Source organism: Psychrobacillus antarcticus, from assembly GCF_029533155.1.
Classification (GTDB): domain Bacteria; phylum Bacillota; class Bacilli; order Bacillales_A; family Planococcaceae; genus Psychrobacillus; species Psychrobacillus antarcticus.
On sequence record NZ_JAIZDB010000016.1, the window covers coordinates 20,766 to 47,493 of the forward strand.

Here is a 26,728-nt window from a genome sequence, read left to right on the forward strand (position 1 = left end):
TATTGTGAATCTCTGTTTAATGTATCATTTCACTCCAATTGTAGATAAGTGTATGAGTGATCGAGAAAACTAATAATGAAGCAATAAACAGAATGTATTTACTTCCAGTCCAACAAAGAACAATGATAGCTAAACCAATTCCTGAACCTAATAGAGCAAACCATGGATAAGGACTTTGTAAAAAAAAGAGCAATAGTGCAAAATCTGCTACAATGAAAAGAGCAAAAAGACATTGATTAAGCATCTGTAACTCTTCACGATTATATTGAGTCATTTTTATTTCTAACACCTCCTTCGACATATTTATTAAACAGTATGTAAATTAAGTCTTAGTGATTTTAACACAATGTTAATTAGTTCACAAATTTTTTTTATTTGAAAATTTAAAAGCCAGCTATTTTTATAGTAAATAGCTGGCTTCAGTAAATTGGTTTTTCTTTTTGTCTTCACTTTCTTTATCTTCTAATTTAGCGTTAAATCATCAACTATTTCTTTAGTTGAATTTTCGAACTACTTAAACGTTTGTCCAGCAACTTTACCTAGTTGGGTAATTATATAAACCATCACTAATAGATGTTTGCATTTATGCTATAATCATTATTAATAATAATTCACTTTTTGTTCTTAGGAGGTCTCGCAATGCAAGAAAGTATAGATCCAAGACAAGTTAAATCAAAAAAGAAAATATACGAGGCTCTACTAAAATTATTGACTAGGACAAAAAAAACGGTTTCGGTGAAAGAAGTTTGTGAAGAAGCAAGCGTGACACGGCCTACTTTTTATAAATATTATAACGATGTCAATTCCTTAATGAATAGTATGACGGAAGAGGTTTTACAAGACTTAAAGGACTCCCTCATCATTAAAAAAAAGATATTGATTGAAGAAGTGAAATTTAATGAACTGCCAATAAATATGATTGCCTTGTTTAATCATATTCAAAAAAACCATATTTTTTATGAAATATTTTTGCTTATTAAACATGACCCACACTTTGTAAATGAGGTCAAAACCATATTAGAAGAGTTTATATCAATAGGATTACATTACTCGACACCAAGTGAAGAAAAACTTGTTTTGCCAGTTAGTATTCTTATTAGTTATGTAACAGGTGCTTATTTGGAAAGTATTATTTGGTGGATAAAAAATAATTACAAATACTCCCCGGAAGAAATGACGTCTATGTTACTCAGAATTTCTATTAAAGGTCCGTACACAGATGAAATGGGTCGCTTTGAGAGAGAATAATTATTACATACAATAATCCCTATAGCTATCATAGTTCCTCTACAGGCACCCGCTTGCTTAACTAAAGTTAGTAATAGGTAAGCGTTTGAAATTATCTCCAGCTTTCCCCCTACTCCGCACGGAACGTGATAGTTTTCCATCATTCCGCGTTCCATCTAGCGACGGTATTATTAATTATAAGTTTCAAGTTACTCTTGTTGATTTGGGTTAATTTATTGTTTCTAGCTCATATTTTTCTCGATATTTATTGATTTTCTTTAACATCGATTCGTTGATTGATAATATTATCAAAGAACCCTTTGATATCAACGTCTACAACGTAATGAAGTTTCGACTGATTAACTAGAAATTGAATTCTTGCCATCGCATGATGAGTAGACCGTTGAGGTCTAAATCCGTAGTTATGATTATAAAAATGAGCCTCTGCAATAGGTTCTAAGACTCGCTTAAAACACTGTTGTATAATTCTATCTATAATACATGGAATACATTCCCTATATTTTCACGCTTAAAAGCGTTTATAACAGAACTTGTCGCGCGCACCCGTTAGTGGAAGAGGGATTATCACTGTAATTCTATTTTTGCATTTCCCCGAACAGCCTCATTCAATAGAATTAGCCATTTTTAAAAAGTCTTTAATTGTATACTTAAAGGCTAATGTTACCAGTAGCCCTCCAAGACTCGCTACGAGTGAATGGCTAGTTCTTTCTCGACGGGAATCCCACCCGCTATATGATACGATCTAGGCTCGGCCGCACACCTGCTCCGTTAGTTCAATAAGAAAAAGGCTACCCTTACAGGCAGCCACTTCCTAACTAAAGCTACGTGTTAGTTGAATAAGAATAGAGACACTTATTAAACAATAACGCCCGTTTGCATAAGATTAAAGCGAATACAGTTCTATTATTTTGTCTATGGGTAATTTACTCGGATCACTCATCTCAACAAAATAAGGCAACTGCCATTTTTGAGTTTTCATTGCTTGCTCACTACTCGGTTTATCCCAGCTAGAATAAACTCTTATTGCCATTTTCCCCTTTGTTGAACTGGACCTAAGAATATTATGTTTGAAAAGAATTTCTTTTGGAAAAATAAATTGTCCAAGATCACTACCATCTTTAAAAATAGTTATAACTAATAAATCAGGTGCTTCCTCATATGTAAAGGGTTGGTTTTTATTATTTTCGTCTTTTTCCCAAAATGCAACAAACTGCCCTACTTTGGTGGGGGTTATATTTGCAACTCTGAAACGAACTGTTCTCGAGGATAACCGAAATGTACCAGCACCATACTTAGAATTTTGCTTTTCTTCTTGAATCGACTTTACAGTTAAGTCATTTGGCTCGTAAATCATTTTATTTACGTAATTTAATGCTGTATAAAAATCATTCATTATTCCACCCCTCAAATTTCCAACAATCGAACCCGATTGTTAAATACAAGTTAAACAACACTCTTAATACAGATAGGTAAGGGTTTGAAGTTATCCCTCCCCTTTCACACCGTAAATGAAACTTTCACTTCATACGGCGTTCCAACTAATCCAATTCGATTTAATCATCAACACATTTGATATATTAGTACCTTTCGTGTCTCAATTCTTCCGTTTCAATAAGTCGGTGCCTCCTGTAGGAGGTGAACCTCTATTAGTCTCACGAGAACCTTATCTTGCATGATTAAATGATTCTTCATCAGTCTACCTGTGCTTCACACCCCATGACCAGTCAATCAGGACACATGTAGAAGTATTGATGGGATAGTTTCAGGAAACATGGCTCCATCATTCCTATCCTCCGTTGTAAAGTTAAAATTTATTTTTTATAAATCTCCAGTGTTTTCACGCTAAAAAGCGCTTATAACAGAACTTGTCGCGCGCATACGTTAGTTTAAGTACATTTCTTCACAAACTTTTTAGCCACGAGTAAAAAAATAAATAAGTTTACTAATTACACTTTTGAAGTGTTCGGCGTAAAAGGTAAGCCAAGGTTTCACTGAAACTATTCTAAGTACCATATACTTTTTGAAATTCTACTTTATTGACATGTTTATTAATTTTTTAATTGGTCTTTTACTTACATACGTGTTTTTTTCCAATTTCTTGCTGCTCTCACAACTCCTATCATTAGCTTTTCTTGACCTGGAACTGTTTGAACGACCCACGTATGACGCTAATCATTAGATACATATAAACCGAAGCTAAGTCCTTTCGCATAAACCACATGCTCCTTTCCATTACCTGTATAAGCACTTTTTATAATTAACTAAAACTAAAGCTATAGCCACTATTGAATATAATACAGAGGTAACTGTAAGCGCATTAAGTAGATTTCCAACTTGAATACCCATAAAATAATTGAAAAGTTGGTGGATCGTAATAGGAATAATAAGATTAGGATTTAAGTTATAAAATGCGGTTATGATAATAGATACAGCAACAATGCTAGCCAAGAAACAAATGATATATTGCAACAATTGTAATCCTGAGTATCCTGACATAAGCCATAACGGTGTATGCCAGAAACCCCAAGCCAATCCAATGATAATGGCTGATTTTAGTGGACTGAATCTTTTTTGCATTTCATATAATACAAACCCCCTCCACCCTAATTCTTCCCCGAGTGGTCCAGCCATTAAATTGGAGCCAAATGCGATGAGAAGTGAAGTCCATGAAGCAGTTAATTGTCCATATATGGGCACACCCCATACTTTGTTTGTCATTAAAAGACTACCAATCAAAACCACGAATTGAATAAGAACGACACACAATACCGTTGATATTCTGATTCTTTCCCTAAATTGGCTTTTAATAAAGTTCCATAGATTCCCTTGGGGGTAGATTTTACGGAACATTATTACGAAGACAAATGTAGCCGTCCACGATGAAAGCATGATTAATATATCTACTACGGGCTGAGACTTTAATAGAAACATTGTCAGCCCTATGACAAGAAGAAAAACAAAGAACATGACATAGGTCCATAAAATGTACTTTTTTACCATTCCACTCAAACCAAACACCCTCCTTTATATAAAAAACCAATAGAACAATTTGCACTTGTTCCATTGGTTATAAAGATAAACTATGGTGTTACCCCCAGGTCAATATCTATAAAGAGTATTTTACTCTTCTTCAACTGGAATATATATTTCTAAGAAGGCTCGTTCTTTATTATCGAGATATGTAATAAGACGAGTATTAACAAAAGCAACCCCTTTTGGTTTAAGCCCTTGTTCGTTTCCCCATTCTAAAGTAGGCTCAAATACTTTATCTTTAATATCATTATTTCCATTTTGATACCTACCATCCTCAACAATTGTATAGATGCATTTAGAATATTGTAAATAGCATTCGCTTTTTTCCTTATGTATCGTTTCATGCTTTTCAACAATATACATCTTGGAATCTAGAAACCCGTTTTCATCAAAAGTAAATTTCCTCATGATTTTGCTAAGAATATCATCCTTCATCATATCCATATTTTCCAATATGGCAGGATACTCCAGAAACGAATAAAAATCAGAAAACTCATCAATTACTTCATAGGTTGGGAATTTCCTTATGGAGTATTGGTTTAAGTTTTGTTTTAAGTCCTCACAGAATGCTCTTGTTTCTTTTATTTTTTGTAGCATATACTTTTTATTTCGTATGGTTTCTTCTAATTGTTCGGCTTTTATTTCTAATAAAGTTTCCAGTTCTTCTATTGCTCTTCCTTCTTGTAGTTTTCTAACTTCTTTCATCGATAAGTTTCTCTTTATATAAAAATCTGCAACCAATAATGTATATATATCATAATCATTATATTGCCGATAATTATTTATTTCATCATGGTTTGGTTTTACAATTCCTTGTTTTTCGTAATACCTTAGTGCATCTCTAGATACACCTAGAATTCCAAATAATTGACTTGTTTTATATGTATTCATTTCCATTTCATATTGACCTCCTAAACTCATAAAACAACTTTAAAAATTCGGTATATTATAACGAATATTTTTCTTTATAATCTAAATATTAATATTACCATAAATATCCACATGAAGTTTATCTCCCCTCTAAGCATTCTTTAGAGGGGGATGGTATTAATGAAACTTTAATACAAATTATCAATCTTTATTTTATTAATCGAACCTCGTGTTAAATGAAAGTCTTTTTACAAAGTTACAATTAGGTTCTTTTTTTGTATTCTTATTCAACTAAACTACGGTGTTAATTCAATAAGAAAAAATATTTTACTTTAAGAAGAGACCTATCATCACACAATATAAAAAGGTTATTTGTCACTCATAATCTCTCATCGTCAACAAATCGTAGCATACCTTTCCCAACAGATATAACATCTTCTTGATTAAAAATAATACAAGCTGTTCCTCCAACATACTTCTCACATTCAAACTCACCAAGAACTGTCACGTACCCCTCTTCAAACAAATAAATGAGTTCCCCGTCATGTTCTTCAGCAGCACTTAGATCGTTATGTAAATATGCTTTAATCGGTTTATCATATAGTTTCAAATAGGTTACCTCCTTTTGCAATTAACAAATCATTAGAAGTAAATAGAAATGTCTTTAATTTGTTAATCAAATTATCTCGTCTCCAACCATTTTTTTATTAAACTAGTCGAGTAGAAGGGAACCTTTATACCTTGCGGTAGATTGTGTTCCTCCCCCTCACAGAACCGTGCTTGAGTCTGTCTAACAATTTTAAAAAAATTCTAGTAAAAAGATGATTTTCTGGATAAATGTCGAATCTCTATTATTAAGGGAGATGATTAGATGGCATTTATTGAAGGTGAAGATCGTTATCAAATAAACCTTTTACCTAACACTTTAGATGACTTTGTAAGTGAAGATAATCCTGTAAGAGTAATTGATGCATACATTGATAATCTAGATTTAGAAGAACTAGGATTTGTAGTATATTCTGGAAATAAGGCTGGGCAAAAACCCTACATGAGAAAAGATTTGCTTAAATTATACATTTATTGTTATATGAATCGAATCCGTTCATCCCGCACTATGGAAACCGAGGCTAAACGAAACATGGAGCTTATGTGGTTAATTCGTAAAGTTACCCCAGATCATGGAACCCTATCAGCTTTTATGAAAATAACAAAAAGACAATCAAACGATTATTTAAAGAGTTCACTCTATTACTGAAAGGTTTTGGACTAATTGATGGTGAACTCGTTGCCATTGACGGGACAAAAATAAAGGCAAGTACCGCTAAGAACAAACATTACAATGACAATATTATAAAAAGAAATTAGACTATTATGATTTGAAAATAGAGACTTATCTTATAATATGACTGGAATCGTAGATTCCTCTGATGAAAACACGGAAATATTGATTATTGCGCAAAAGGGTAAAAAAGAAAAACTTGAAAATGGTTTTGATAAGGTTAACTTTACCTATAATCCGGCAGAGGATAGCTATACATGTCCACTTGGCTTTAACTTAGGATTTAAACGGAATGGAAAACAACAAGAGAAAAATTATTAGCGATATACATGTGAAGACTTTGATGTTTGTGGAAACAAAGAGAAATGTACATCTGCTAAAGGTGGAAGATCTGTCACAAGGTTTGAAGAAGAAGCATACATAGAAAAGGTCGCCCAAAATACAATGCACAAAAAGCATCTTTACAAAAAGCGTGGTTCTATAGTCGAGCATCCATTTGGAACCATTAAACGGCAGTTTGGGTATACCTACTTTTTAACAAGAGGGCTTGAATCAGTCAACACAGAGGCAAGTCTTATTTGCCTTGCCTCTAATCTGAAAAGGCTAATAAATATTGTGGGAGTTAGGGAATTAATAGAGAAAATAAAGGGGGGAAATGCCTTTATTTTTTCGAATATATGCTATTTTCATCGAAATACCCCTTTATTTCATAAAAGTGATAGAAAAAAATTATATTGTTAGACAGACTCGCTTGCGCTATTTACGCACACGGCTCCTCCAAATCATCATTCACACTGATTCTGCTATCCTCAATAGTTTAGTTTACATTTATTATTTCTACCACTTTGTGTAGTAAATGTGTCCCTAGTGAGGGTGATCATTTGGTAGCAGCTTTTCCTCCATCGGCATTACCCAACTTCATTTGTACTACGCTGCTATCCGACTCCCTACAACGGCATTTGGTTTCCTCGCTTATTATCGCTTGTACACCATACTCTTCTAATAAGAAGAAAAGACCGGTAGGGCCTCCCGAGTTGCCCTATCATATCGATGTGTGACGTGCCAAGGTCTCTGACTCCAGAGAGGTTTTATCCTTCTTGCCTTTAACGATGGATAAAATGTAGCTTTCTGCCGTGCTTAAAGCATCAGCCCTCTCGATTTACTAACATTATGGAGCTCAGTCCCTTCAACCATTTGGCTTTCGGCCCGCCCCCTATCTGTCTACGCTTAAAGGCTAATGTTACCATTAGCCCTCCAAGACTCGCTACGAGTGAATGGCTAGTTCTTTCGTATGTAGTTTTATTAATGGAAGCGGAAACAGATATTAAATATATTCAAAAACAATTAGAGCATGGTAGTTATCAAATAACCGCAGATGTATACGCTCATGTATCTTCCAAAATAAATAAGAAAAACACCGAACGAGTCAACTCACGACTGAACGATGTTTTTAAAAAAGATTTTTTAAAGTAGTTTTTGGGGTGAAAATGGGGTGTGAATAATTCTTATGATTTATTCCTCATAAAATACCCATAAATCAAGTAAACAAATCCCGCTATACCTAGCTTAATACATTTTCAGGTATTGCTCACGTTCCCACGGATGTACAGCAGTGCGGAACATATCCCATTCAATTTCTTTTGCTTCTACGAAGTTTGCATAGATGTGTTCACCAAGTGCATCACGGATTGTTTTACTCTTACCTAACTCTTGTAGCGCAGCATGTAAAGTTGGTGGTAGGTTGTGAATACCGTTTTCGATGCGCTCTTCTTCTGACATTACGTAAATATTGCGGTCCACAGCTGGTGGTGGTGTTAAATTATTTTTAATGCCATCTAAACCAGCTTGTAGAATTACTGCCATCGCAAGATATGGATTGGCAGCAGGGTCTACTGAGCGAACCTCAATGCGTGTACTTACGCCTCTTGAAGAAGGGATACGGATTAATGGACTTCTATTTTGTCCGGACCACGCTACATAACAAGGAGCTTCATAACCAGGTACTAGGCGTTTATACGAGTTTACTAATGGGTTAGTTATCGCGGTAAAGCTTTGTACATGCTTCAATACACCAGCCATAAATTGCATAGCTGTTTCACTTAAACCAATTTCTGTTGATTTATCATAAAATGCATTATTTTTTCCTTTAAACAAGGAAACGTTAAAGTGCATTCCTGAACCGCTCACGCCAAATAATGGTTTTGGCATAAATGTCGCATGCAAGCCGTGCTTACGAGCAATTGTTTTAACAACAAGTTTGAACGTTTGAATATTATCACAAGCTGTTATTGCATCTGCATATTTGAAGTCAATTTCATGTTGGCCTGGAGCAACCTCGTGATGAGATGCTTCAATTTCAAAGCCCATCTCTTCTAGTTCAAGAACGATATCACGTCGGCAGTTTTCCCCTAAATCCATTGGTGCTAAGTCAAAGTAACCACCATGGTCATTCAATTCAAGTGTTGGCTCCCCTTGAGCATCTAATTTAAATAAGAAAAATTCAGGTTCAGGTCCTAAGTTAAAGCTTGTAAATCCTAATTCTTCCATTTCCTTTATAATACGTTTTAAGTTATTACGAGGATCCCCTGCAAAAGGAGTTCCGTCTGCTTTATTTACGTCACAGATTAAACGGGCCACTTTCCCTTTACCCGTAATCCAAGGGAATACTACCCATGTATTTAAATCTGGTACTAAGTACATATCTGATTCTTCAATTCGAACAAATCCTTCAATCGAAGATCCGTCGAACATCATTTTATTGTCGAGAGCTTTGTCGAGCTGACTAACTGGAATTTCAACGTTCTTAATTGTTCCTAGTATGTCTGTAAATTGAAGACGAATAAAATTCACCTCGTGTTCAGTCACGAACTTTTTGATATCTTCTTTAGTATACTTGCTCATTTTTCCACTCTCCTAAAAATTTATATTTGAACCTCGATTATCGATAGAATCGAGATAGGTCCCCTTGTCGCAAAGAAGCTCTTTGTTGCCTTTGAGCTAACTGCATTTCTTCTTTTACAATTGCACGCAATTCAATGTCCGATATAACTTTTCGTACATCCTTAGAAACCACAGGACTGTTTTTCAGTTCAAAGATTTGTTTGATCCCAGCGATATTAACACCTGTTTTCAATAAATCTTTTATCTCCAATAATGTATCAATATCATCCAGTGAAAACATGCGCTGTTTACCTTCAGTCCGTGCAGGGAGAACCAGTTCTTGCTCTTCATAGTAACGAATTTGCCTAGCAGTCAAGCCAGTCAATTGCATCACAATATTCATCGAAAGTAACGGCATGGAACGTCTCCATTCCTTTTCCATCACTGCACCTCCTAATCGGTTATAAAGTTAGTATATGTTATGTTATCTAACATGTCAACTCCATGTCACAAAACCTAACAATTATTTTTACTTAAAATGAAATGCATTTCCACTGATGAAGAAATACTTTCATTTTTATTATCACTTTAACGTTTGAACGGCTCCTAAAATAGCATATTTCACATGCTCGTAAGTTAACCCACCTTGGATAAATGCTGTATATGGAGGTCGGATTGGCCCATCAGCTGTTAACTCCATACTAGAACCTTGTACAAATGTACCTGCGGCCATTATGACATCGTCGGCATAACCAGGCATATAAGCTGGCTCGGGCATAAACTGAGCATTTACTGGGGAATGCATTTGTATAGCCTTACAAAACTGAATCATTTGTTCGGCTGTTTGAAATGACACCGATTGGATTAAATCTGTACGAGGCTCTGCATAGTGTGGTTCAGTATTCATACCAACCCGCTCCAAAAGAGCCGAAGTAAAGATGGCTCCCTTCACTGCCTGAGATACGACATGCGGTGCAAGGAAGAATCCTTGATACATATCCATCAATGCATGTAAAGAAGCACCCGCCTCTGCTCCTATACCCGGAGAAGTCATTCGATAAGCACATTTAGTGACAAACTCCTCTTTGCCGGCAATATAGCCTCCGATTTTAGCAAGTCCACCACCAGGATTTTTGATCAGGGAACCTGCCATTAGATCCGCCCCTACTTCCGTCGGCTCCAACTCTTCCACAAATTCTCCGTAACAATTGTCTACAAAAATAATTGCATCCTCTTTAATACTTCTAATTTCCACAACCATTTGCTTTATTTGTTCTATTGTAAAGGAGGGACGTACTGCGTAACCCTTCGAACGTTGAATAGCAATTACTTTGGTGTTGCTTTTCACAGCTCTTTTTACAGCGTCCCAATTGATGTCTCCATTTTCCATTAAATCTATATGATTATACGAAATACCGAAGTCAGCAAGGGACCCTGTATCCTCTTCTCCTCCACTTACAATGGATTGCAAGGTATCATAAGGTTTACCGGTTATATATAACAATTCGTCATTTGGTCTTAATACACCGAACAAACTAATAGAAATCGCATGTGTTCCTGAAATAATTTGAGGACGTACAAGTGCTGCTTCTGCACCAAATGTCGTTGCATATACTTTTTCCAATGTATCTCGGCCTTCATCATCGTAGCCATAGCCAAATGACGGATGAAAATGATGATCACTAACTCCATGATTCTTAAAGGCTTGAATGACTTTTTGTTGATTTAAAAACGCAATTTTTTCGACAACTTTGTGGTGCGGAGCGATTTTGATTTCCACTTGCTCTGCAAGGTTCAATACTTCTTTCGATAACGTTGTTGTAAATGCCATGTTATATTCATTCTCCTAATGTTAAATTACAAATAGAAAAGACTAATCTCATAAATGAAATTAGCCCTTAGTCTACTAGTTAGAACTGTAACTCGCCGTCCCAGTCCATCATACCACCAGCAATATTTGTTACGTCATATCCATTTTCCTCTAGAATTTCACAGGCCATCGCACTGCGACCACCTGCTTTACATACTATGTAATGAGGAACTGATTTGTCGAGTTGATCCATGTTGCTTTCGATTTGACCTAGCGCGATATGTTTTGCGCCAGGTATAATTCCAGTTGCTACTTCATCACTTTCACGTACATCGATGACACTGATTTTTTCTCCAGCATCTAGTTTTTGTAAAAGTTGTTCTGTTGTAATAACATTCATGTTACACTCTCCGCTTCTATGTTTATTCTATAAAATCATAATAGGAGCATGTCCGCGTGTCAAACAAACCATATTATTCTTCTGTTAGCTTAACTGGTTTAGAAGGAGCAAATGTGGAAATTGCATGCTTGTAGATTAACTGCTGTTTTCCATCTGATTCAAATAGGACAGTAAAGTTATCGTAAGACTTTACTACTCCTTTAAGCTGGAACCCATTTAATAAAAATACGGTTACAAAAATATCATTTTTTCTAAGCTGATTTAAATATAAATCTTGAATATTCATAGGTTTCATCTCAATACCCCCATTATACATTTTGCATGTTTAAACATACTACTTAGTTAATATTCGCTTTAATTATTCATTTTCCTGCATAAATTCATTAATTTCTTTTATTATTCTTACTTCATCTGTAAATGGATTATACCAATGGATGTCCATTTTGTTTCTAAAATACGTTAACTGTCTTTTTGCATACCTTCTTGAGTTTTGCTTTAGTTGCTCAATTGCGTCTTCAAAAGAGACATTACCATCTAGATAGGCATATATTTCTTTATAACCAATTGCTTGGATCGACTGAACATCTCGAATGCCTTTGCTATAAAGTGTTTTTACTTCTTCTAAAAGGCCTTTTTCTAGCATTATGTCCACTCGCTTGTTGATGCGATCATATAAATTCTCGCGATCGATGGACAGGCCAATAATATAATGTCGATAAACTTCTTCCTGTCCCTGGTTTTGCTCTATATCATTCTTTTGTTTCCCGGTAAGCTCTACTCGTTCAATCGCACGAATTACGCGCTGGACATTATTCGGATGAATATCCTTTGCCGCCTCCGGATCCAGCGAATATAGAAGTATATATAAGTTATCTGGAGACATTTTTTCTAATTCTGCAAGTCTATTTTCGTCCCGATTCGGTTGTTCTGTAAATCTAAAGTCATACAAAACAGATTGAATATAAAGACCAGTTCCTCCAACAATTATGGGAGTTTTACCTCTTGATGTAATTTCTTCAATTTTACCACGAACGAGTTTTTGATACTCCGCAACAGAAAAACTGTCCGTAGGATCCTTAATATCTAATAGGTGATGTGGGATACCTTCCATCTCTTCTTGTGTAATCTTTGCAGTTCCAATATGGAGCTCTCGATACACCTGCATCGAGTCTCCATTAATAATTTCGCCATTAAATGCTTTAGCCAATTGAATACTTAAAGCTGTTTTTCCGACAGCAGTAGGTCCGACTATAGCAATGACGTTTGCTGTTTTATGCATTATCTATCATCCAATTTGCAATTAGTTTATATGTTTGAAGCTTATTAACTTCGTTTAATATTTCGTGCCTCGCATCCTCTACCAGATGTACAGTAACGTTTGTCATTCCGACACTTTTCAATCCATTTGCGACTTTGAAAATATCCTTGCCATCTTTTCCAACAGGATCCTTTGCACCACTAATTACTAAAACGGGTAAATCTTTTTTTATATGTTTATTTTCTTTAGCTTGGTGAATTATTTTCAATCCATCGAAAAGATCGACAAAAAATCGATTTGTCGGGATATTTCCACATAAAGGATCCTCCATATATTTTTGAACTTCTTTTTCATCTGTCGAAAGCCAGTCAAATGGTGTTTTTGGATTCGTTACTTGTTTATTGAATCCTCCAAATGACATATTATTCAATAATGTAGCTTTTGCCGTTGGACTTTTTACAGCAGACGTAAATTTACCGATTAGTTTACCCGCGTCTCCCATTAGTCCAGGATTAAAAGTAGTTCCAGAAAGGACGACCTTTGTTAAAGAGTCACTATACTTTTGCATATATCTACGCGCAATAAACGAACCCATACTATGCCCAAATAAAATAAGTGGAATATCCCCCAGATCTTCACGAACATGTATCAACACTTCACGTACGTCCTCCGTTACTCGCTCAAACCCTAACTTATCTGCAAAATATCCATATTGACCGTTTTTTTCAGCTGTTATACCATGTCCACGGTGATCGTGGCCCGATACGAAAAATCCTTTGGACATTAAAAATGTAGCGAAATCATCGTAACGACCGATATGCTCTTCCATACCATGAAGAAGATGTACATGACCAATCGGTGCTGTTTCTGGTGTAAAACTAACGATTTGAATCAAATGCCCATCTGACATTTTGCCTTCTAAGATAGTCTTCAGCTTAATCCCTACTTCCCTTTAATGTAGCTTCGTTATAAAGTTTTTCTAATTGCTTATTAAATACAATAGTTTCCGCATCTGAGTAGTGCAGCAATTGCTTCATTACATTCACTATTTCTTCTTTATACGCATTAAAATGCTGTATATCAAAATACAGCATACCTGTTCTTCTCACTAAAAAGTCCACAGGTGAATAAGCCATTTCTTCATGTACTGCATAATAAATTTGAGCGAGTATTGCTAACGGCAAGCTTGAAGGGATAGTAGAAAGAATTTGTGCATAATGGAATACTTTATCGACATTCGTCCCATACATTTTAGCCAGTTTTCTACCTTCTAAACCAGAAAGTCCATAAGCTACAGCCATTTGTTCCTTCTGAGTGAGAAAAGCCTCCCATTGTTTAGAGCCACCAATATCACCACCAGATAACGTTAAATGCTTCGTTATACATGGTCCGTATTTTTCATCGCCAAGTTGCTTCGATATTTTATCTACAATTGTTTCAGCCATTTTTCGGTACCCTGTAAGTTTACCTCCAGCTATTGTAAATAAACCAGCTTCCGACTGCCAAATCTCATCTTTTCGAGAAATTTCTGAGGGATTCTTCCCATCCTCATATATTAATGGACGAACCCCTGCCCAACTAGACTCGACTTGATGTGCTGTAACATGAACTAACGGAAACATCGAATGGATTGCTTCGATCAGATAATCGACATCTTCAGGTGTAGCTACCGGATGATGAATATCACCATCAAAGAAAGTATCCGTTGTTCCGACATACGTTTTCCCATCACGTGGGATAGCAAAAACCATTCTCTTATCAGGAGTATCGAAATAGACAGCCTGCTTTAGAGGGAAGACTGATTGATCAATAACAACATGCACACCCTTTGTGAGCTTTAGTTTTTTATTGTTCTCAATGGCATCTAAAGCACGAACTCCATCAACCCAAGGTCCAGTGGCATTTACTATTTTTTTTGCATGAATGGAAATTCGTTTGTTGCTTACTGTATCAACAATCTCTGCTCCCATTACCTGATTATCATCACCATAGATAAAGGATCGTGCTTTAGCGTAGTTTAAGCAAACCGCACCTTTTTCCATTGCTTTTTTTAGGACTTCAATCGTTAGTCGGGCATCATCTGTCCGATATTCAACATAGTATCCCCCACCAAGCAAACCTTTACTTTTAAGGAGTGGTTCTTTTTCGAGTGTCTCTTCATCAGATAACATTATTCTTCTTTCATCTTTCTTCACACCAGCTAAATAGTCATACATCTTTAAGCCAGCAGAAGTAGAAAGGGGTCCAAATGTTCCTTTTTTGTGAAATGGTAGTAACATCCATATAGGTTCCGTCACATGAACCGCATTTTCATATACAATTTCTCTTTCTTTCCCAACATCCGCAACCATTTTCACTTCTAATTGTTTCAAATATCGTAAACCACCATGGACAAGCTTTGTGGACCTACTAGAAGTTCCAGAAGCAAAATCCTGCATCTCTACCAAAGCAACGGACATACCCCGAGTTACAGCATCAAGTGCGATTCCTGCACCAGTTATACCTCCGCCAATTACTAGCACATCGAATTCGTAATAATTTAGTGTATTTACTATTTGCTCACGTTCTACAGAAGACTTCAATTATTATTCCACCTTTTCATCTAAAAGTTTGAAAATTCGTGTTGCCTCGACTGCTTTTTTCCAGCCTTTATATAGTTGATCTCTTTTAGCAATTTCCATTTGTGGCTCATACTGCTTTTGACTTTCACGCAAATTACTTAGCTCTTGTTCATCCTTCCAAAAGCCTGTAGCTAAACCTGCTAGGAAAGCAGCTCCAAGGGCTGTTGTTTCATTAAGCTTTGCAAGTTCAATCTTTAAATTTAACAGGTCACTTTGGAACTGCATTAGAAATTCGTTACTTACTGCTCCACCATCCACTCGAAGTATTTCAACTTCTACTCCAGAATCTTTTTCCATCGTATCGAGCACATCTTTTGTCTGGTAAGCAAGGGATTCTATCGTCGCCCGGATGAAATGCTCCTTAGATGTTCCCCTAGTTAATCCAAAAATAGACCCTCTTGCTTCGGAATCCCAATAAGGCGTTCCAAGTCCAACAAATGCCGGAACAAAATAGACACCATCCGTAGAATCTACTTTTTTAGCATATCCTTCTGATTCAGGAGCACTTTTTATCATACGTAGTCCATCTCGTAGCCATTGGATTGCGGAACCAGCAACAAAAATACTTCCTTCTAACGCATAGGTTACTTTGCCATTTAGTCCCCATGCAATCGTTGTTAATAAACCAGATGGGGAAGTAACTGCCTCTTCCCCAGTATTTAAAAGCATAAAACATCCAGTACCATACGTATTTTTAGCCATGCCCTTTTCAAAACAGCATTGCCCAAAAAGTGCGGCCTGTTGGTCCCCAGCAGCTCCAGCGATATCTATTTCTTTCCCAAAGAATACAGATGGATCGGTCTGGGCATATACTTCAGATGAAGATGCTACTTTTGGGAGCATTTCCATTGGGATAGAAAGCTTCTCACAAATCTCTTCATCCCATTGCAGATCATTTATATTGTAAAGCATCGTCCTAGAAGCATTGGAATAATCAGTTACATGAGCTTTGCCATTGGATAGCTTCCAAATTAGCCACGTATCTATCGTTCCAAAAAGTAAATCACCAGCTTCTGCCTGCTCTCTCGCACCATCTACATTATCCAATATCCATTTAACTTTCGTTGCAGAAAAGTACGGGTCCAATTTCAACCCTGTCTTCTCTTGGAAAAACGATTCCAGGTTCGCTTTTTTGAGTTCTTCAATGATGGATTGAGTTTGTCTGGATTGCCAAACAATCGCATTATATACAGGTTTTCCGGTATGTTTGTTCCACACGACTGTAGTCTCTCGTTGGTTTGTAATCCCAATGGCATGGACATCCTCCGGTTGGTTCCCACTTTCAGTCAGAACAGCTGCCAGCACGGATAAAACAGATCCCCAAATTTCTTTCGCATCATGTTCTACCCAACCTGCTTTAGGAAAATATTGTTTAAATTCTCGTTGAGCGGAGTGGACAATATTGCCTTGCTTATCAAACAGTATTGCTCTAGAACTTGTCGTTCCTTGGTCAATCGATAATATATATTTTCCCATTAAGGTTTCCTCCTACATCACTCGTTTGAACATTTTCTCAACCTCATACGTCGAAAAATGTACGATTACTGGTCTACCATGTGGACAGGTCAATGGATGACGTGCATTTTTTAAACTTTCTAACAGCTGCTCCATATCGTTCATCGTTAAATAATGATTTGCTTTGATAGACAGTTTACAGCTCATCATAATAGCTGCTTCTTCTCTAAGTTTTTTTATATCCGTTTTACGGTGATTTAACACCTGTTCTATCAAACCTTCAATAATCTTCGTCTCCTGGCCCTTAGGGAACCATGTAGGATAATCTCTAACGACAAAACTAGAAGTACCAAACTCCTCCAAAAATATTCCTACATCATTTAATTCACCCAAAGACTCTTTAATACGGTAGGCTTCGTCTAAAGAATAGTGAAAAGTTAATGGCAGCAATAGTGATTGTCGCTCGTTTGCATTTACTTCCCCTATCTTTTCCTTGTAAAACTCATATTTTACTCGTTCCTGAGCGGCATGCTGATCGATCAAATAAAAACCATCATCGCTTTGAGCAACAATGTATGTACCATGGATTTGACCTACTACATGTAAATCAGGAAATGGCTTTTTATCCTCCATATATTCGACCGGTTGCATATCGAAGTCTGTCAAAGCCTCTACCTCTTCATATACGATACTAGGCTGTTGCTCAAGGGGATTATGAATTTGCTCGGTTGTCTGCCCATTATTGATTGATGTAATCAGATCCTTTTGTACCGGCTCATATGTTTGTTTAAAGAAATCAAATTGCAAACTTTGCTCCTTTTTTACAGCTGGCTTTTCCATAATCTCTGGTGGTTTCTGTACACGATGGATGATTGAACGAATGGTCGTGCGTATCAATTCCATCAGCTCTTTTTCCTTACTGAGTCGAATTTGATGCTTGGCAGGATGAACATTGACGTCCGTCAGTATCGGATCCATTTCAATATTTAAGACGACAATCGGATACCTACCTATTGGCAACAACGTATGGTATGCATCGACTATCGCATTATTAATACCGTAATGTTTAATCCAGCGGCCGTTCACTAATACCGTTATATAGTTTTTTGATGCTCTCGTTATTTCTGGTAATGTTCCATAACCCGAAATATGAAAATCGGCCGATTCCTTGTCGAAGGCAACCATTTTTTTTACGTTAGAGATTCCATAAATAGAAGCTAAAACCTGTTTCAAGTCTCCTCTTCCGCTTGTCTGCACGATCGTTTGCTGATTATGTGTAAGCTTAAACGCAATACTTGGATAACTAATGGCTAAGCGGTTTATCAAGTCAATGGAGTGCCCTAACTCCGTTTGAATCGTCTTCAAATATTTTAAGCGGGCTGGTGTATTGTAAAAAAGCTGGCTCACGACAATATCAGTTCCTCTACGAATAGGAGCAGGGGTATTAAATAATACCCTCCCACCTTCTAACTCAACTTTTGTCCCAATATTTTCACCATTCGAAGTCCACAAACTAATTTTGGATACAGAGGCTATACTTGCAAGTGCCTCGCCTCGAAAACCTAGGGAACGGATTCTGAAAAGGTCATGCTCTGTAGTGATTTTGGAGGTGGCATGTCTAGAGAAGGATTTTAACGCGTCCTCTTCGTCCATACCTTTTCCATTATCAGTCACTTGAATTTTAGATAGTCCTGCTTCTTCCAGTGTAATTTCAATAGAAGTACTTTCTGCATCTATTGCATTTTCCACCAATTCTTTGACAACAGAAGCTGGTCGTTCCACTACTTCACCAGCTGCAATTTTGTTGGATAGCAGTTCGTTCATAACAATGATTTGTCCCATTTTCATTCACCTACTTTTAGGTTATTCAAGCTCGCTTTGTAGCTCGTACAATAGTTGTAACGCTTCTAAAGGAGTGGTACCTGATATATTGATTTTCTTCAATTTTTTCATAATCTTTTCGGACGATTTATTTTCATGGACAACCAGTGGCTCTTTACGGGTCTTTGGTTGTTCATCAAAGAACGATAATTGTGTTTCGTTTATGTGAACAGCACTTTCGTCCTTTTCCTCTGGATGTTCGAAGGTCTCTAAAATTTCACGTGCTCTCGTAATAATTTGTTCAGGCAGCTGGGCTAGTTCAGCTACGTGGATACCATAACTTTTATCTGCTGGACCGTCTTTGAGCTTGTGTAAAAAGACAACTTTCCCATCCTTTTCAGTTGCTGAAACATGTACATTTCGAAGCTTCGATAGCGATTTTTCTAAATCAGTCAACTCATGATAATGAGTAGAGAATAGCGTATTTGCCCCAATGTTTTCATGAATATATTCCATCATCGCCTGAGCTAAACTCATGCCATCATAGGTGGAAGTACCACGCCCAATTTCATCAAACAATACCAGACTCTTACTTGTTGCATTCATTATGGCATGCTGCGATTCCATCATCTCAATCATAAATGTACTTTGTCCACCAGCCAAATCATCGGCAGCTCCAATACGAGTAAATATTTTATCGACGATTGGTAGTTGCGCAGATTCTGCAGGTACATAGCACCCTATTTGAGCCATCACAGTCGTAATTGCTATTTGTCGCATAAAAGTACTTTTACCAGACATATTGGGCCCGGTGATTAAGAGCATATTAATATCTTCCGTCAGTACACAGTCATTTGGAACATACAGCTGATTATTCATCATTTTTTCGACTACTGGATGTCTTCCCTCTTTAATAATCATCGCATTGGAATGATGAAAAACTGGCTTCGTTAAACGATGGTTCTCTGCTACTTGAGCAAATGAGATAAATACATCTAGTTCGCTAATTTGTTTCGCTAATTTTTGCACAAGTGGGATATATCCTTTAATCTCTTCCCTCACTTGCGTAAATAATTCATATTCCAATACTAAGCTTTCATCTTCTGCAGATAAAATAAGGGATTCTTTTTCTTTAAGTTCGTCTGTAATATACCGTTCTGCGTTCGCAAGTGTTTGTTTACGTACATATCTAGAATCATCGGCTAAATGAATATACGATTTAGTTAGCTCGATATAATAGCCAAAAATACGGTTATATCCTATTTTGAGGTTTTTAGCGCCGGTAATTTCTCTTTCCCTTTGCTCTAACTCCGCAATCCATTTTTTCCCGTTTACAGAAGCATCACGGAGCTGGTCCAGTCGTTCATGGAACCCGTTGTTAATAACTCCACCATCTTTAACGGAAATCGGTGGGTTCTCACTTATTGCTTCTTGTAACTTTCTCCAAATATCCGAACAATCCTCTAATGCAGCGCCAAGTTTTTGCAGCACTTGATCTTCCGATTCCACGAGTAGCTGTTTTATAATAGGAATCTTTGAAAGAGATTGTCTTAACTGAGCGAGATCTCTTCCTCCAGCACTACCAAACCCAATTCTACCTACCAGACGTTCTAGGTCATATACTTCCTTGAAAGCTTCTTTAATTTCTTCACGAAGCATAAAGTCATTCAAAAAACTTGTTACTATTTCTTGACGCGCTTCGATCGATTGCTTGTTAGCAAGGGGCTGATGAATCCATTGCTTTAACTTGCGCCCACCCATTGCAGTCACTGTCTCATCTAATAACCATAATAACGTACCTTTTTGGTCGCCACTTCGAATAGATGAAACAAGCTCTAAATTTCGTTTGGAATGATAGTCCATTGCTAAAAAGGATTCTCTTTCCTGAAAAGTGAAAGGTTGTATATGTAAAAGAGATTGTTTTTGCGTTTTTTGAATGTACTGTAATAGTCGTTTCACTGTTTGGTGAGTTTGATCGGGATGGTTCGTTACATACTTGTGAATTTCTTCATCTGATAACTCGTCTTTTTCAATGGAAACAGTAAAATCATGAATGGCTGATACATCATTGATCAACAAATACATTTGTTCACTGACAATCAATTCTTTTGCCTGAATTGCTAGTAACTCCTGTACTACCTCTTTTTCATCGCCAGTAAGGATGGTCGTAAATCCATCCCCCGTCGATACATCTAAATAAGCAAAAGCTACTTCATTCGTTGCAAGTAAATCAGCGGAAGCGATAAAATAATTAGATTTCGTTTGCATCGCTTTTCCTTCCATCATAGTTCCCGGTGTAACAAGACGAACAACCTCTCTTTTTACTATACCCTGCGCATACTTTGGATCTTCTACTTGCTCACAAATAGCTACCTTATACCCTTTACTAATAAGTGTTTCGATATATCCTTGGGCAGAATGATGTGGTACGCCACACATCGGAATATTGTCCTTCCTACTAGTCAGCGTAATTTCTAAAATCGCAGCAGCTTTAACAGCATCATCATGAAATAATTCATAAAAATCTCCTAATCGAAAAAATAAAAATGCATCTATGTATCCTTCTTTAATTTTCAAGTATTGTTGCATCATTGGAGTTTGTGTAGTCATTTAAATCCTTCTCTCTTCTTTACTAATATAATGATTATAACAAAAAAACAAGGAGAAGAGAGGCAGATGACCTTAATAAGCAAAGCGGAACGATCTATAAGTTTCTTATTCATAAAATGCACCCTAAATAGGAAACCTAATTCAGGGTGCATTTTATGTTTACTTTTTAATTTGATTTTTATTAAATGTTTGCTTGTCAGCACGTTTGTAATCTTTTGGATACGTAACTTCTTGCATCGACGTCAATCCATTATCTTTTGTATTGAACTTCTCATGTGGTTCTTTACGTTCCTTCATATTGAACACTCCTCTCGATTTTATCTTTATTAGTTTTTCCTTTGTAACGAGAGATATTCTGTTTTAATAACAAAAAAAAAGCCGGAAGTGATAGCCGGCTTGTTAAAGTGACGAAGAATCGTCCGCTTCCTTGGAGGAACTGGAAGAGCTGGATGATGAACTAGAAGAGCTTTCTTCGCCATATGCCCATTCTTCTTCAAAGTCTGCATCCTGTACTTGAATGCATATAGTTGTTTCCCCTACAACCTCCACAAGTATCTCTCTTTCTACTGTTACCTGGAACTGTGTACCTCCAATAATAATTGCCTCTGTGCAGTTTGGTTGTTGCAGCACACGTAAGTGGACTTCTTCCCCAGTAGTGTCTTTGTCGCGGTAATGTAGTTTGATACGATCTTTATAATTGATTGTTTCTGTAAATACGGACGTTTTAGAATGCTCATGATGTGCATACCATACGTTTATATCAAATTTCCCTGTTACTTCAACATATCTTCCGTGTTTTTTAGACGAACAAGTGTGATTAATAACCCAGCATCCTAAAATACTCGATGGTGTATTTGGCGGGCGAAGCACTTCACAGGATTCTGTTCTCTTTTTACCTTTAGCAACAACAGCCTTCGTCACGATATGGCGCATGTGTTTCATTTTTTTCCTCCTTGTAATCAAGTCATAACATCATATGCGCCTATCGCCCAATCGGTTCATCAGTTGCAAAAGTTGTGTAGACTTATGAGGAAGAAATAATGATTCATGCGATTCTTGTCACTTCTTGTGGCTAACTATTCTTATATTTGGCCATATAGACTGCCAGTTTTTTTTCTGAATACGTTGTTCATAAACTGCTAAAAGCTCTTTATTTGTTGCAAAACGTGGGACTGGATTGACGGTCATCTGCAAGAGGTCGGTAAGACCATGTGGAGCTACAAGCGCAATTTCATTCTGTTCATCCAGTTTCACCCCGATAGCCGTTACAGTTTCCGGAAAGTTAGCTATGCCATCCACCGAAGATATATAACGTGGCAGGTTGTTTATCTTATGCATTCTAGCCTGGTTTTTTACAGACCACGGGATATTCGCCATTAGGCTCTGTAGCTGATTCTCCCACTTTTTCTCCTCAGACTCTTCTATATTATCAGGATTAAAATAAATTACATCGATATCTGCTAATGGAGTTCTTTCTTTATATCCATGTAACGTATCCCAAATTTTGGAGCGGACAAACCCTGCGCATATCCACCAGTCTGGAAGGTCTAACTGCTGAGCCACTTTTAATATATCCATCATCCATTTATCTTCATTTATTAAAACTACTATATCTTCTTTTGTTTGAATAACCATTTCACCCTCTCGAGAACATTAACTTCCAACCTATGAAAATGCTGATTAGTAGTAAGACTGCATATACCGACAAACCATAAGGAACGATTAACACCACTGCATGTATCGCAACCATTATTCCCACTACGAACATACTAGCGAAAACTTTAAAGAACCCACTAGACTGTGTGTGCTCATGCGAGCTAATAAAAGGAAACTTCCCCTTTATAAAAATACCATAAGATACTAGTGTTAAAATAATTGCAGCAAGTAGTACGACGACTAAGTCCAGAACAATTCGGAAGGAAAATATCCATAAAAATATGACACCAAGCATAGTTAAAATAGGTAAGAAATAATTCACAAAGCTGGCCTTTAAAGTTGCACTATATACAACCGATTTATTTTTAATAGGAGCTGCGTAAAAAATCCATTGGCCTTTAGAATTACCAGAGTACTCCAGCAGTTGAACAACAGATGGAATCATAATTAGTGAAAAATAGATTACCATAAAAGAATTTCCACTTCTCATTTCTTCAAACGAACTAGTAGTTAAGTTATTGAATAAAAAAATAAAGGGAAAAATAATCGCAAATCCTAGTAAAGGGAAAATTTTAAGCTTTAATTCCCTTTCTTTTTTTAACATAAGGGAAGCAAATTTGTAAAAGGTACGTTCCTCTTTTGTTCTACATAAAATAATTCCCCAAACTTCCTGTAGCTTACGATTTTTCTTTTTCTTTCTGTTTGTATCACTTTGTAATTTAGATAGATTTCGCTCAAAGGTTGGCATAAGACGAATATAAATCGCAATCGCAATAAATGGAGCTAGAATAGCAAGAATGGATAGTATAATAATATGCAAGGAAACATCTTTATTTAAGATCAATTCAAAAGGAGCCGCAAACCAAAAAGGTGGCAGTAACGTATGCCACCATTCAAATGTATACGTAATTTCAATATTAACTATTTGAAACACGCGTCCAACTAATTGATAACTTACCGTCATTCCAATCGCTAAAAATATTTGCACATAGTTAATAACATCCTTTAGCATTTCACCACTAAAGAAGCGGAGGATAAACAGATACACAAAGGCAGTCAACACTACAGCCAAACTACTAACTAATACTATTTCAAATAAAAACAAGAGCGCAAAGATAATACCAAACTTAAAGACACTTACTATAAGAGGGATGATTACAAACGAACCAGTTAAGAGAAACATATAAATCAGAATGTGAGTAATTTTCGCTGCATTTAGAGTCTTTCCACTAATAGGTTTTGGATGAAGTATATTCTTATCCCGTATATCCAGCAGCACAGCAGAAAAGTCAGATACCATCGTTGTCATTAAAATGACAAACAACGAGCTAAACATGATGGTAAGTGAAAATAAAAACTCATTTCCTAAAAATAGAAAAGGAACTAAAAAAAGAGTCCCTAAAACCGCATACATCCACAAGGATTTTAGAAACTGATTCCCCTCCTTTTTGGTAGCTGCTCCACTAAAGATTGCTGGCATCCTTCTACTATCCATCGTAAGCTTTAACTGTAATATCAAACGCATCACATCATAGTCTATATCCAACTTTTGAAAGACCGGTCTAAAACGATCTAAAACTCTAAGGGACGCAAAATCATTCATCGCCTTTGCCTCCACGAACTAAATTTACAAACCTTTCTGCAATTTCCTCATGCTCCGTGAAACCAGTCAATTGATTGAAAATGTCCTCGAGCGACCCTTCCTGGTTTTGCATTTTCAGTTCTTCAAAAGTTCCATCTGCTACTACTCGACCATCTACTAACAAGACAATTCGATTACTAATTTTCTCTACGACATCCATAATATGAGAAGAATAAAAAATGGTCTTCCCTTTTTCTGCAAGCTTGGCAAGGATCTCTTTAATCACCATCACACTGTTCGCATCGAGACCACTCAGCGGTTCATCGAAAAACAATAAATCCGGGTCATGTAACAAACTGGAAATGATTAACACCTTCTGTTTCATCCCTTTAGAAAAAGAGGAAATTCGTTGGTGAAAAACGGCTTCTAAACCAAATTCCTTCATCAATCCGAATGCCTTTATCTCCGCTTCCTTACTACCCAAACCGTAAAGCTCCCCAGTGAAGGAAAGATATTCGAAGGCGGTTAGGTTTTCATAAAGCTCCGCCGTTTCCGGAACATAGCCAATTCGCTTTTTATAGGAATAATCATTATTGATAATATTTTCTCCAAAGATTTCTATAAGGCCCGTATAGCCATCAATTAGACCGAGCATCAGTTTGACAGTTGTGCTTTTCCCAGCTCCATTCGGACCGATATAGCCAATAATTTGACCTTCATATACATCTAGATTAACCCCATTCAGTACTTGTTTATTTCCAAAGTTTTTAGATACACCCACCAATGACAACACTTTCTTTGCGCCCATTTGACTCCCCCTATGTATAAATCACTCTCAAATACTAAATATTTACAATTATATTTTATCATACCAATACGCCCGATATTCCATTAATTTAATTTATTGAAATATATTTATACAACTTTCTATTGAACTTCGTGTACAAAAGGTGTAGCATTCTAATGTTCAAAGACATAATCTCGCAAGGAGCAAACTCATATGTTAACAAATAAAGAAACAAGCAAAAGATCAATTGTTCTATTAATAATCGGCATTATTTTTATATCCACTACACTACGAGCACCTCTTACTTCCGTAGGACCAATTATTTCGTACATCCGAGATGGTTTGGAAATTTCAAATCTTTTAGTAGGATTTATCACGACGATTCCTCTTTTAGCATTTGCGATTGTCTCCCCTTTTGTGCCGAAGATTGCACGACGTTACGGGATGGAAATGACACTATTTCTAGCAATTCTATTATTGGCAGTCGGGATTGTTATTCGCTCGCTAGGGAACCCTTTTCTATTGCTAGGAGGTACTGCTTTAATAGGAGTTGCGATTAGTTTTGGTAATGTATTACTCCCAAGTTTCATCAAGCTAAAATTTCCTTTACAGGTCGGCCTCATGACTGGGGTATTTACCGTTTCCATGAACTTATCAGCTGGTATTGGTGCCGGTATCAGCTATCCAATAGCAAATGGAACTTCGTATGGATGGCAAGGAGCGCTTGGTGTTTGGGCAATTCTTGCTATAATCGCGTGCATTATTTGGTTTCCTCAAATTAAGAAAAAACAAATAGTTATTGCTAGCTCTACAACTAATGCGATAAAAGCTAAGTCCATTTTAAAATCGCCTTTAACTTGGACCATCACTTTATGTATGGGTCTACAATCACTCATTTTTTATACAACTGCGGCCTGGATTCCTGATATACTACAAACACAAGGAATGGATGCAGAAAAATCTGGATGGATGTTGTCTGTTTTGCAATTTGCACAGCTTCCACTGACTTTCCTTATTCCCATTCTTGCTGGCCGACTTAAGGACCAGCGGATACTTGTTTTGTTATTTACGGTTTTCTATTTAATTGGTTTCATTGGAATGTTGTATGGAGATATCTCACTTACACTTCTTTGGATGATTGCACTTGGGATAGGTGGAGGGTCATCCTTTGGTCTTGTGATGATGCTCTTCTCTCTCCGTTCTCGAACATCAGTGGAAGCTACTGATTTATCGGGTGTTGCTCAGTCAGGTGGTTATTTACTTGCAGCCGTCGGACCAGTATTTTTTGGATTTATCCATGATGAAACGAGTAGCTGGTATACACCGATGATTTTATTTATAGTTACTGTTGTTCTCCTTTTCTTTGCTGGAATGCATGCAGGAAGAGATCGGTTTGTTTCGGAGGAAGTCTTATAAAA

26 protein-coding genes and 2 pseudogenes are annotated in these 26,728 nt (G+C 36.7%); 6 read left to right on the forward strand and 22 right to left on the reverse strand.

The window, feature by feature from the left end:
* Positions 1 to 16: 16 nt before the first annotated feature.
* Positions 17 to 274, reverse strand: a complete 258-nt coding sequence (locus LDK52_RS09850) for a hypothetical protein (protein WP_277585790.1) — start codon at positions 272 to 274, stop codon at positions 17 to 19.
* A gap of 365 nt (positions 275 to 639) precedes the next feature.
* Between LDK52_RS09850 and LDK52_RS09855 the strand changes: the two genes are divergently transcribed.
* The gene (locus tag LDK52_RS09855) at positions 640 to 1,248 is read left to right on the forward strand and encodes a TetR/AcrR family transcriptional regulator (RefSeq protein ID WP_277585791.1); all 609 of its coding nucleotides are present in this window, start codon (positions 640 to 642) and stop codon (positions 1,246 to 1,248) included.
* A gap of 265 nt (positions 1,249 to 1,513) precedes the next feature.
* Here the strand turns inward: LDK52_RS09855 and LDK52_RS09860 are convergent.
* The 5 genes and pseudogenes from LDK52_RS09860 to LDK52_RS09880 form a co-directional block, all read right to left on the reverse strand.
* Positions 1,514 to 1,738, reverse strand: a pseudogene (locus tag LDK52_RS09860) (reverse transcriptase domain-containing protein); the annotation flags it as partial.
* A 393-nt stretch (positions 1,739 to 2,131) separates the two neighbouring features.
* On the reverse strand, positions 2,132 to 2,641 hold the full coding sequence (locus tag LDK52_RS09865) for a MepB family protein (protein WP_277585792.1): 510 nt from the start codon (positions 2,639 to 2,641) through the stop codon (positions 2,132 to 2,134).
* 839 nt (positions 2,642 to 3,480) lie between these two features.
* Positions 3,481 to 3,966: a CPBP family intramembrane glutamic endopeptidase gene (locus LDK52_RS09870; RefSeq protein ID WP_277585793.1), complete on the reverse strand. Its 486-nt coding sequence runs from the start codon at positions 3,964 to 3,966 to the stop codon at positions 3,481 to 3,483.
* Positions 3,967 to 4,368: 402 nt separating this feature from the next.
* Entirely contained in the window at positions 4,369 to 5,178 is an 810-nt protein-coding gene (locus LDK52_RS09875) for a MerR family transcriptional regulator (RefSeq protein ID WP_277585794.1), read from the reverse strand.
* A 352-nt stretch (positions 5,179 to 5,530) separates the two neighbouring features.
* Entirely contained in the window at positions 5,531 to 5,761 is a 231-nt protein-coding gene (locus tag LDK52_RS09880) for a hypothetical protein (RefSeq protein WP_277585795.1), read from the reverse strand.
* Positions 5,762 to 6,022: 261 nt separating this feature from the next.
* Between LDK52_RS09880 and LDK52_RS09885 the strand changes: the two genes are divergently transcribed.
* The 4 genes and pseudogenes from LDK52_RS09885 (at position 6,023) to LDK52_RS09895 (ending at position 7,903) form a co-directional block, all read left to right on the forward strand.
* The gene (locus tag LDK52_RS09885; RefSeq protein ID WP_277585796.1) at positions 6,023 to 6,406 is read left to right on the forward strand and encodes a transposase; all 384 of its coding nucleotides are present in this window, start codon (positions 6,023 to 6,025) and stop codon (positions 6,404 to 6,406) included.
* Positions 6,407 to 6,553: 147 nt separating this feature from the next.
* On the forward strand, positions 6,554 to 6,751 hold the full coding sequence (locus tag LDK52_RS09890; RefSeq protein ID WP_277585797.1) for a hypothetical protein: 198 nt from the start codon (positions 6,554 to 6,556) through the stop codon (positions 6,749 to 6,751).
* A gap of 15 nt (positions 6,752 to 6,766) precedes the next feature.
* A pseudogene (locus tag LDK52_RS20115) lies at positions 6,767 to 7,171 on the forward strand (transposase); the annotation flags it as partial.
* A 564-nt stretch (positions 7,172 to 7,735) separates the two neighbouring features.
* Positions 7,736 to 7,903: an integrase gene (locus LDK52_RS09895; RefSeq protein WP_277585798.1), complete on the forward strand. Its 168-nt coding sequence runs from the start codon at positions 7,736 to 7,738 to the stop codon at positions 7,901 to 7,903.
* A gap of 93 nt (positions 7,904 to 7,996) precedes the next feature.
* On the opposite strand, the gene glnA is transcribed toward LDK52_RS09895, so the two are convergent.
* The 16 genes from glnA to LDK52_RS09975 all read right to left on the reverse strand — a co-directional run bounded on the left by glnA (position 7,997) and on the right by LDK52_RS09975 (position 25,331).
* Positions 7,997 to 9,331, reverse strand: a complete 1,335-nt coding sequence (gene glnA / locus LDK52_RS09900) for a type I glutamate--ammonia ligase (protein ID WP_277585799.1) — start codon at positions 9,329 to 9,331, stop codon at positions 7,997 to 7,999.
* A gap of 37 nt (positions 9,332 to 9,368) precedes the next feature.
* Positions 9,369 to 9,752 carry a MerR family transcriptional regulator gene (locus LDK52_RS09905; protein ID WP_277585800.1) on the reverse strand — a complete coding sequence of 128 codons (384 nt, stop codon included), beginning with the start codon at positions 9,750 to 9,752 and terminating at the stop codon, positions 9,369 to 9,371.
* Between the two features lie 141 nt (positions 9,753 to 9,893).
* On the reverse strand, positions 9,894 to 11,141 hold the full coding sequence (locus LDK52_RS09910) for a methionine gamma-lyase family protein (protein WP_277585801.1): 1,248 nt from the start codon (positions 11,139 to 11,141) through the stop codon (positions 9,894 to 9,896).
* Between the two features lie 79 nt (positions 11,142 to 11,220).
* A complete protein-coding gene (locus LDK52_RS09915) occupies positions 11,221 to 11,520 on the reverse strand; it encodes a rhodanese-like domain-containing protein (protein WP_277585802.1) in 300 nt (99 codons plus the stop codon).
* 73 nt (positions 11,521 to 11,593) lie between these two features.
* On the reverse strand, positions 11,594 to 11,815 hold the full coding sequence (gene hfq, locus LDK52_RS09920; protein ID WP_277585803.1) for an RNA chaperone Hfq: 222 nt from the start codon (positions 11,813 to 11,815) through the stop codon (positions 11,594 to 11,596).
* Between the two features lie 63 nt (positions 11,816 to 11,878).
* Positions 11,879 to 12,799: a tRNA (adenosine(37)-N6)-dimethylallyltransferase MiaA gene (gene miaA, locus LDK52_RS09925; RefSeq protein WP_277585804.1), complete on the reverse strand. Its 921-nt coding sequence runs from the start codon at positions 12,797 to 12,799 to the stop codon at positions 11,879 to 11,881.
* Positions 12,792 to 13,688, reverse strand: a complete 897-nt coding sequence (locus LDK52_RS09930; RefSeq protein WP_277585805.1) for an alpha/beta hydrolase — start codon at positions 13,686 to 13,688, stop codon at positions 12,792 to 12,794. Before LDK52_RS09930 ends, miaA begins: the two co-directional genes overlap by 8 nt.
* A 25-nt stretch (positions 13,689 to 13,713) precedes the next feature.
* Entirely contained in the window at positions 13,714 to 15,360 is a 1,647-nt protein-coding gene (locus LDK52_RS09935) for a glycerol-3-phosphate dehydrogenase/oxidase (RefSeq protein ID WP_277585806.1), read from the reverse strand.
* A gap of 3 nt (positions 15,361 to 15,363) precedes the next feature.
* The gene (gene glpK, locus LDK52_RS09940) at positions 15,364 to 16,875 is read right to left on the reverse strand and encodes a glycerol kinase GlpK (protein WP_277585807.1); all 1,512 of its coding nucleotides are present in this window, start codon (positions 16,873 to 16,875) and stop codon (positions 15,364 to 15,366) included.
* A gap of 12 nt (positions 16,876 to 16,887) precedes the next feature.
* Positions 16,888 to 18,696, reverse strand: a complete 1,809-nt coding sequence (gene mutL / locus LDK52_RS09945) for a DNA mismatch repair endonuclease MutL (protein WP_277585808.1) — start codon at positions 18,694 to 18,696, stop codon at positions 16,888 to 16,890.
* Positions 18,697 to 18,717: 21 nt separating this feature from the next.
* On the reverse strand, positions 18,718 to 21,285 hold the full coding sequence (mutS, locus tag LDK52_RS09950) for a DNA mismatch repair protein MutS (protein ID WP_277585809.1): 2,568 nt from the start codon (positions 21,283 to 21,285) through the stop codon (positions 18,718 to 18,720).
* Between the two features lie 159 nt (positions 21,286 to 21,444).
* A complete protein-coding gene (locus LDK52_RS09955; RefSeq protein WP_277585810.1) occupies positions 21,445 to 21,582 on the reverse strand; it encodes a YfhE family protein in 138 nt (45 codons plus the stop codon).
* A gap of 102 nt (positions 21,583 to 21,684) precedes the next feature.
* Positions 21,685 to 22,227, reverse strand: coding sequence for an outer spore coat protein CotE (gene cotE, locus LDK52_RS09960; RefSeq protein WP_277585811.1), 543 nt, complete (start codon positions 22,225 to 22,227; stop codon positions 21,685 to 21,687).
* A gap of 117 nt (positions 22,228 to 22,344) precedes the next feature.
* Positions 22,345 to 22,920, reverse strand: coding sequence for a nucleotidyltransferase family protein (locus LDK52_RS09965; RefSeq protein WP_277585812.1), 576 nt, complete (start codon positions 22,918 to 22,920; stop codon positions 22,345 to 22,347).
* Between the two features lies 1 nt (position 22,921).
* Complete coding sequence (locus LDK52_RS09970) at positions 22,922 to 24,544, reverse strand: hypothetical protein (protein WP_277585813.1); 1,623 nt, start codon at positions 24,542 to 24,544, stop codon at positions 22,922 to 22,924.
* Positions 24,537 to 25,331, reverse strand: a complete 795-nt coding sequence (locus LDK52_RS09975) for an ABC transporter ATP-binding protein (protein ID WP_277585814.1) — start codon at positions 25,329 to 25,331, stop codon at positions 24,537 to 24,539. Before LDK52_RS09975 ends, LDK52_RS09970 begins: the two co-directional genes overlap by 8 nt.
* A 192-nt stretch (positions 25,332 to 25,523) precedes the next feature.
* Here LDK52_RS09975 and LDK52_RS09980 point away from each other — a divergent pair, with 192 nt between their 5' ends.
* Complete coding sequence (locus LDK52_RS09980; protein WP_277585815.1) at positions 25,524 to 26,726, forward strand: CynX/NimT family MFS transporter; 1,203 nt, start codon at positions 25,524 to 25,526, stop codon at positions 26,724 to 26,726.
* Positions 26,727 to 26,728: the final 2 nt, after the last annotated feature.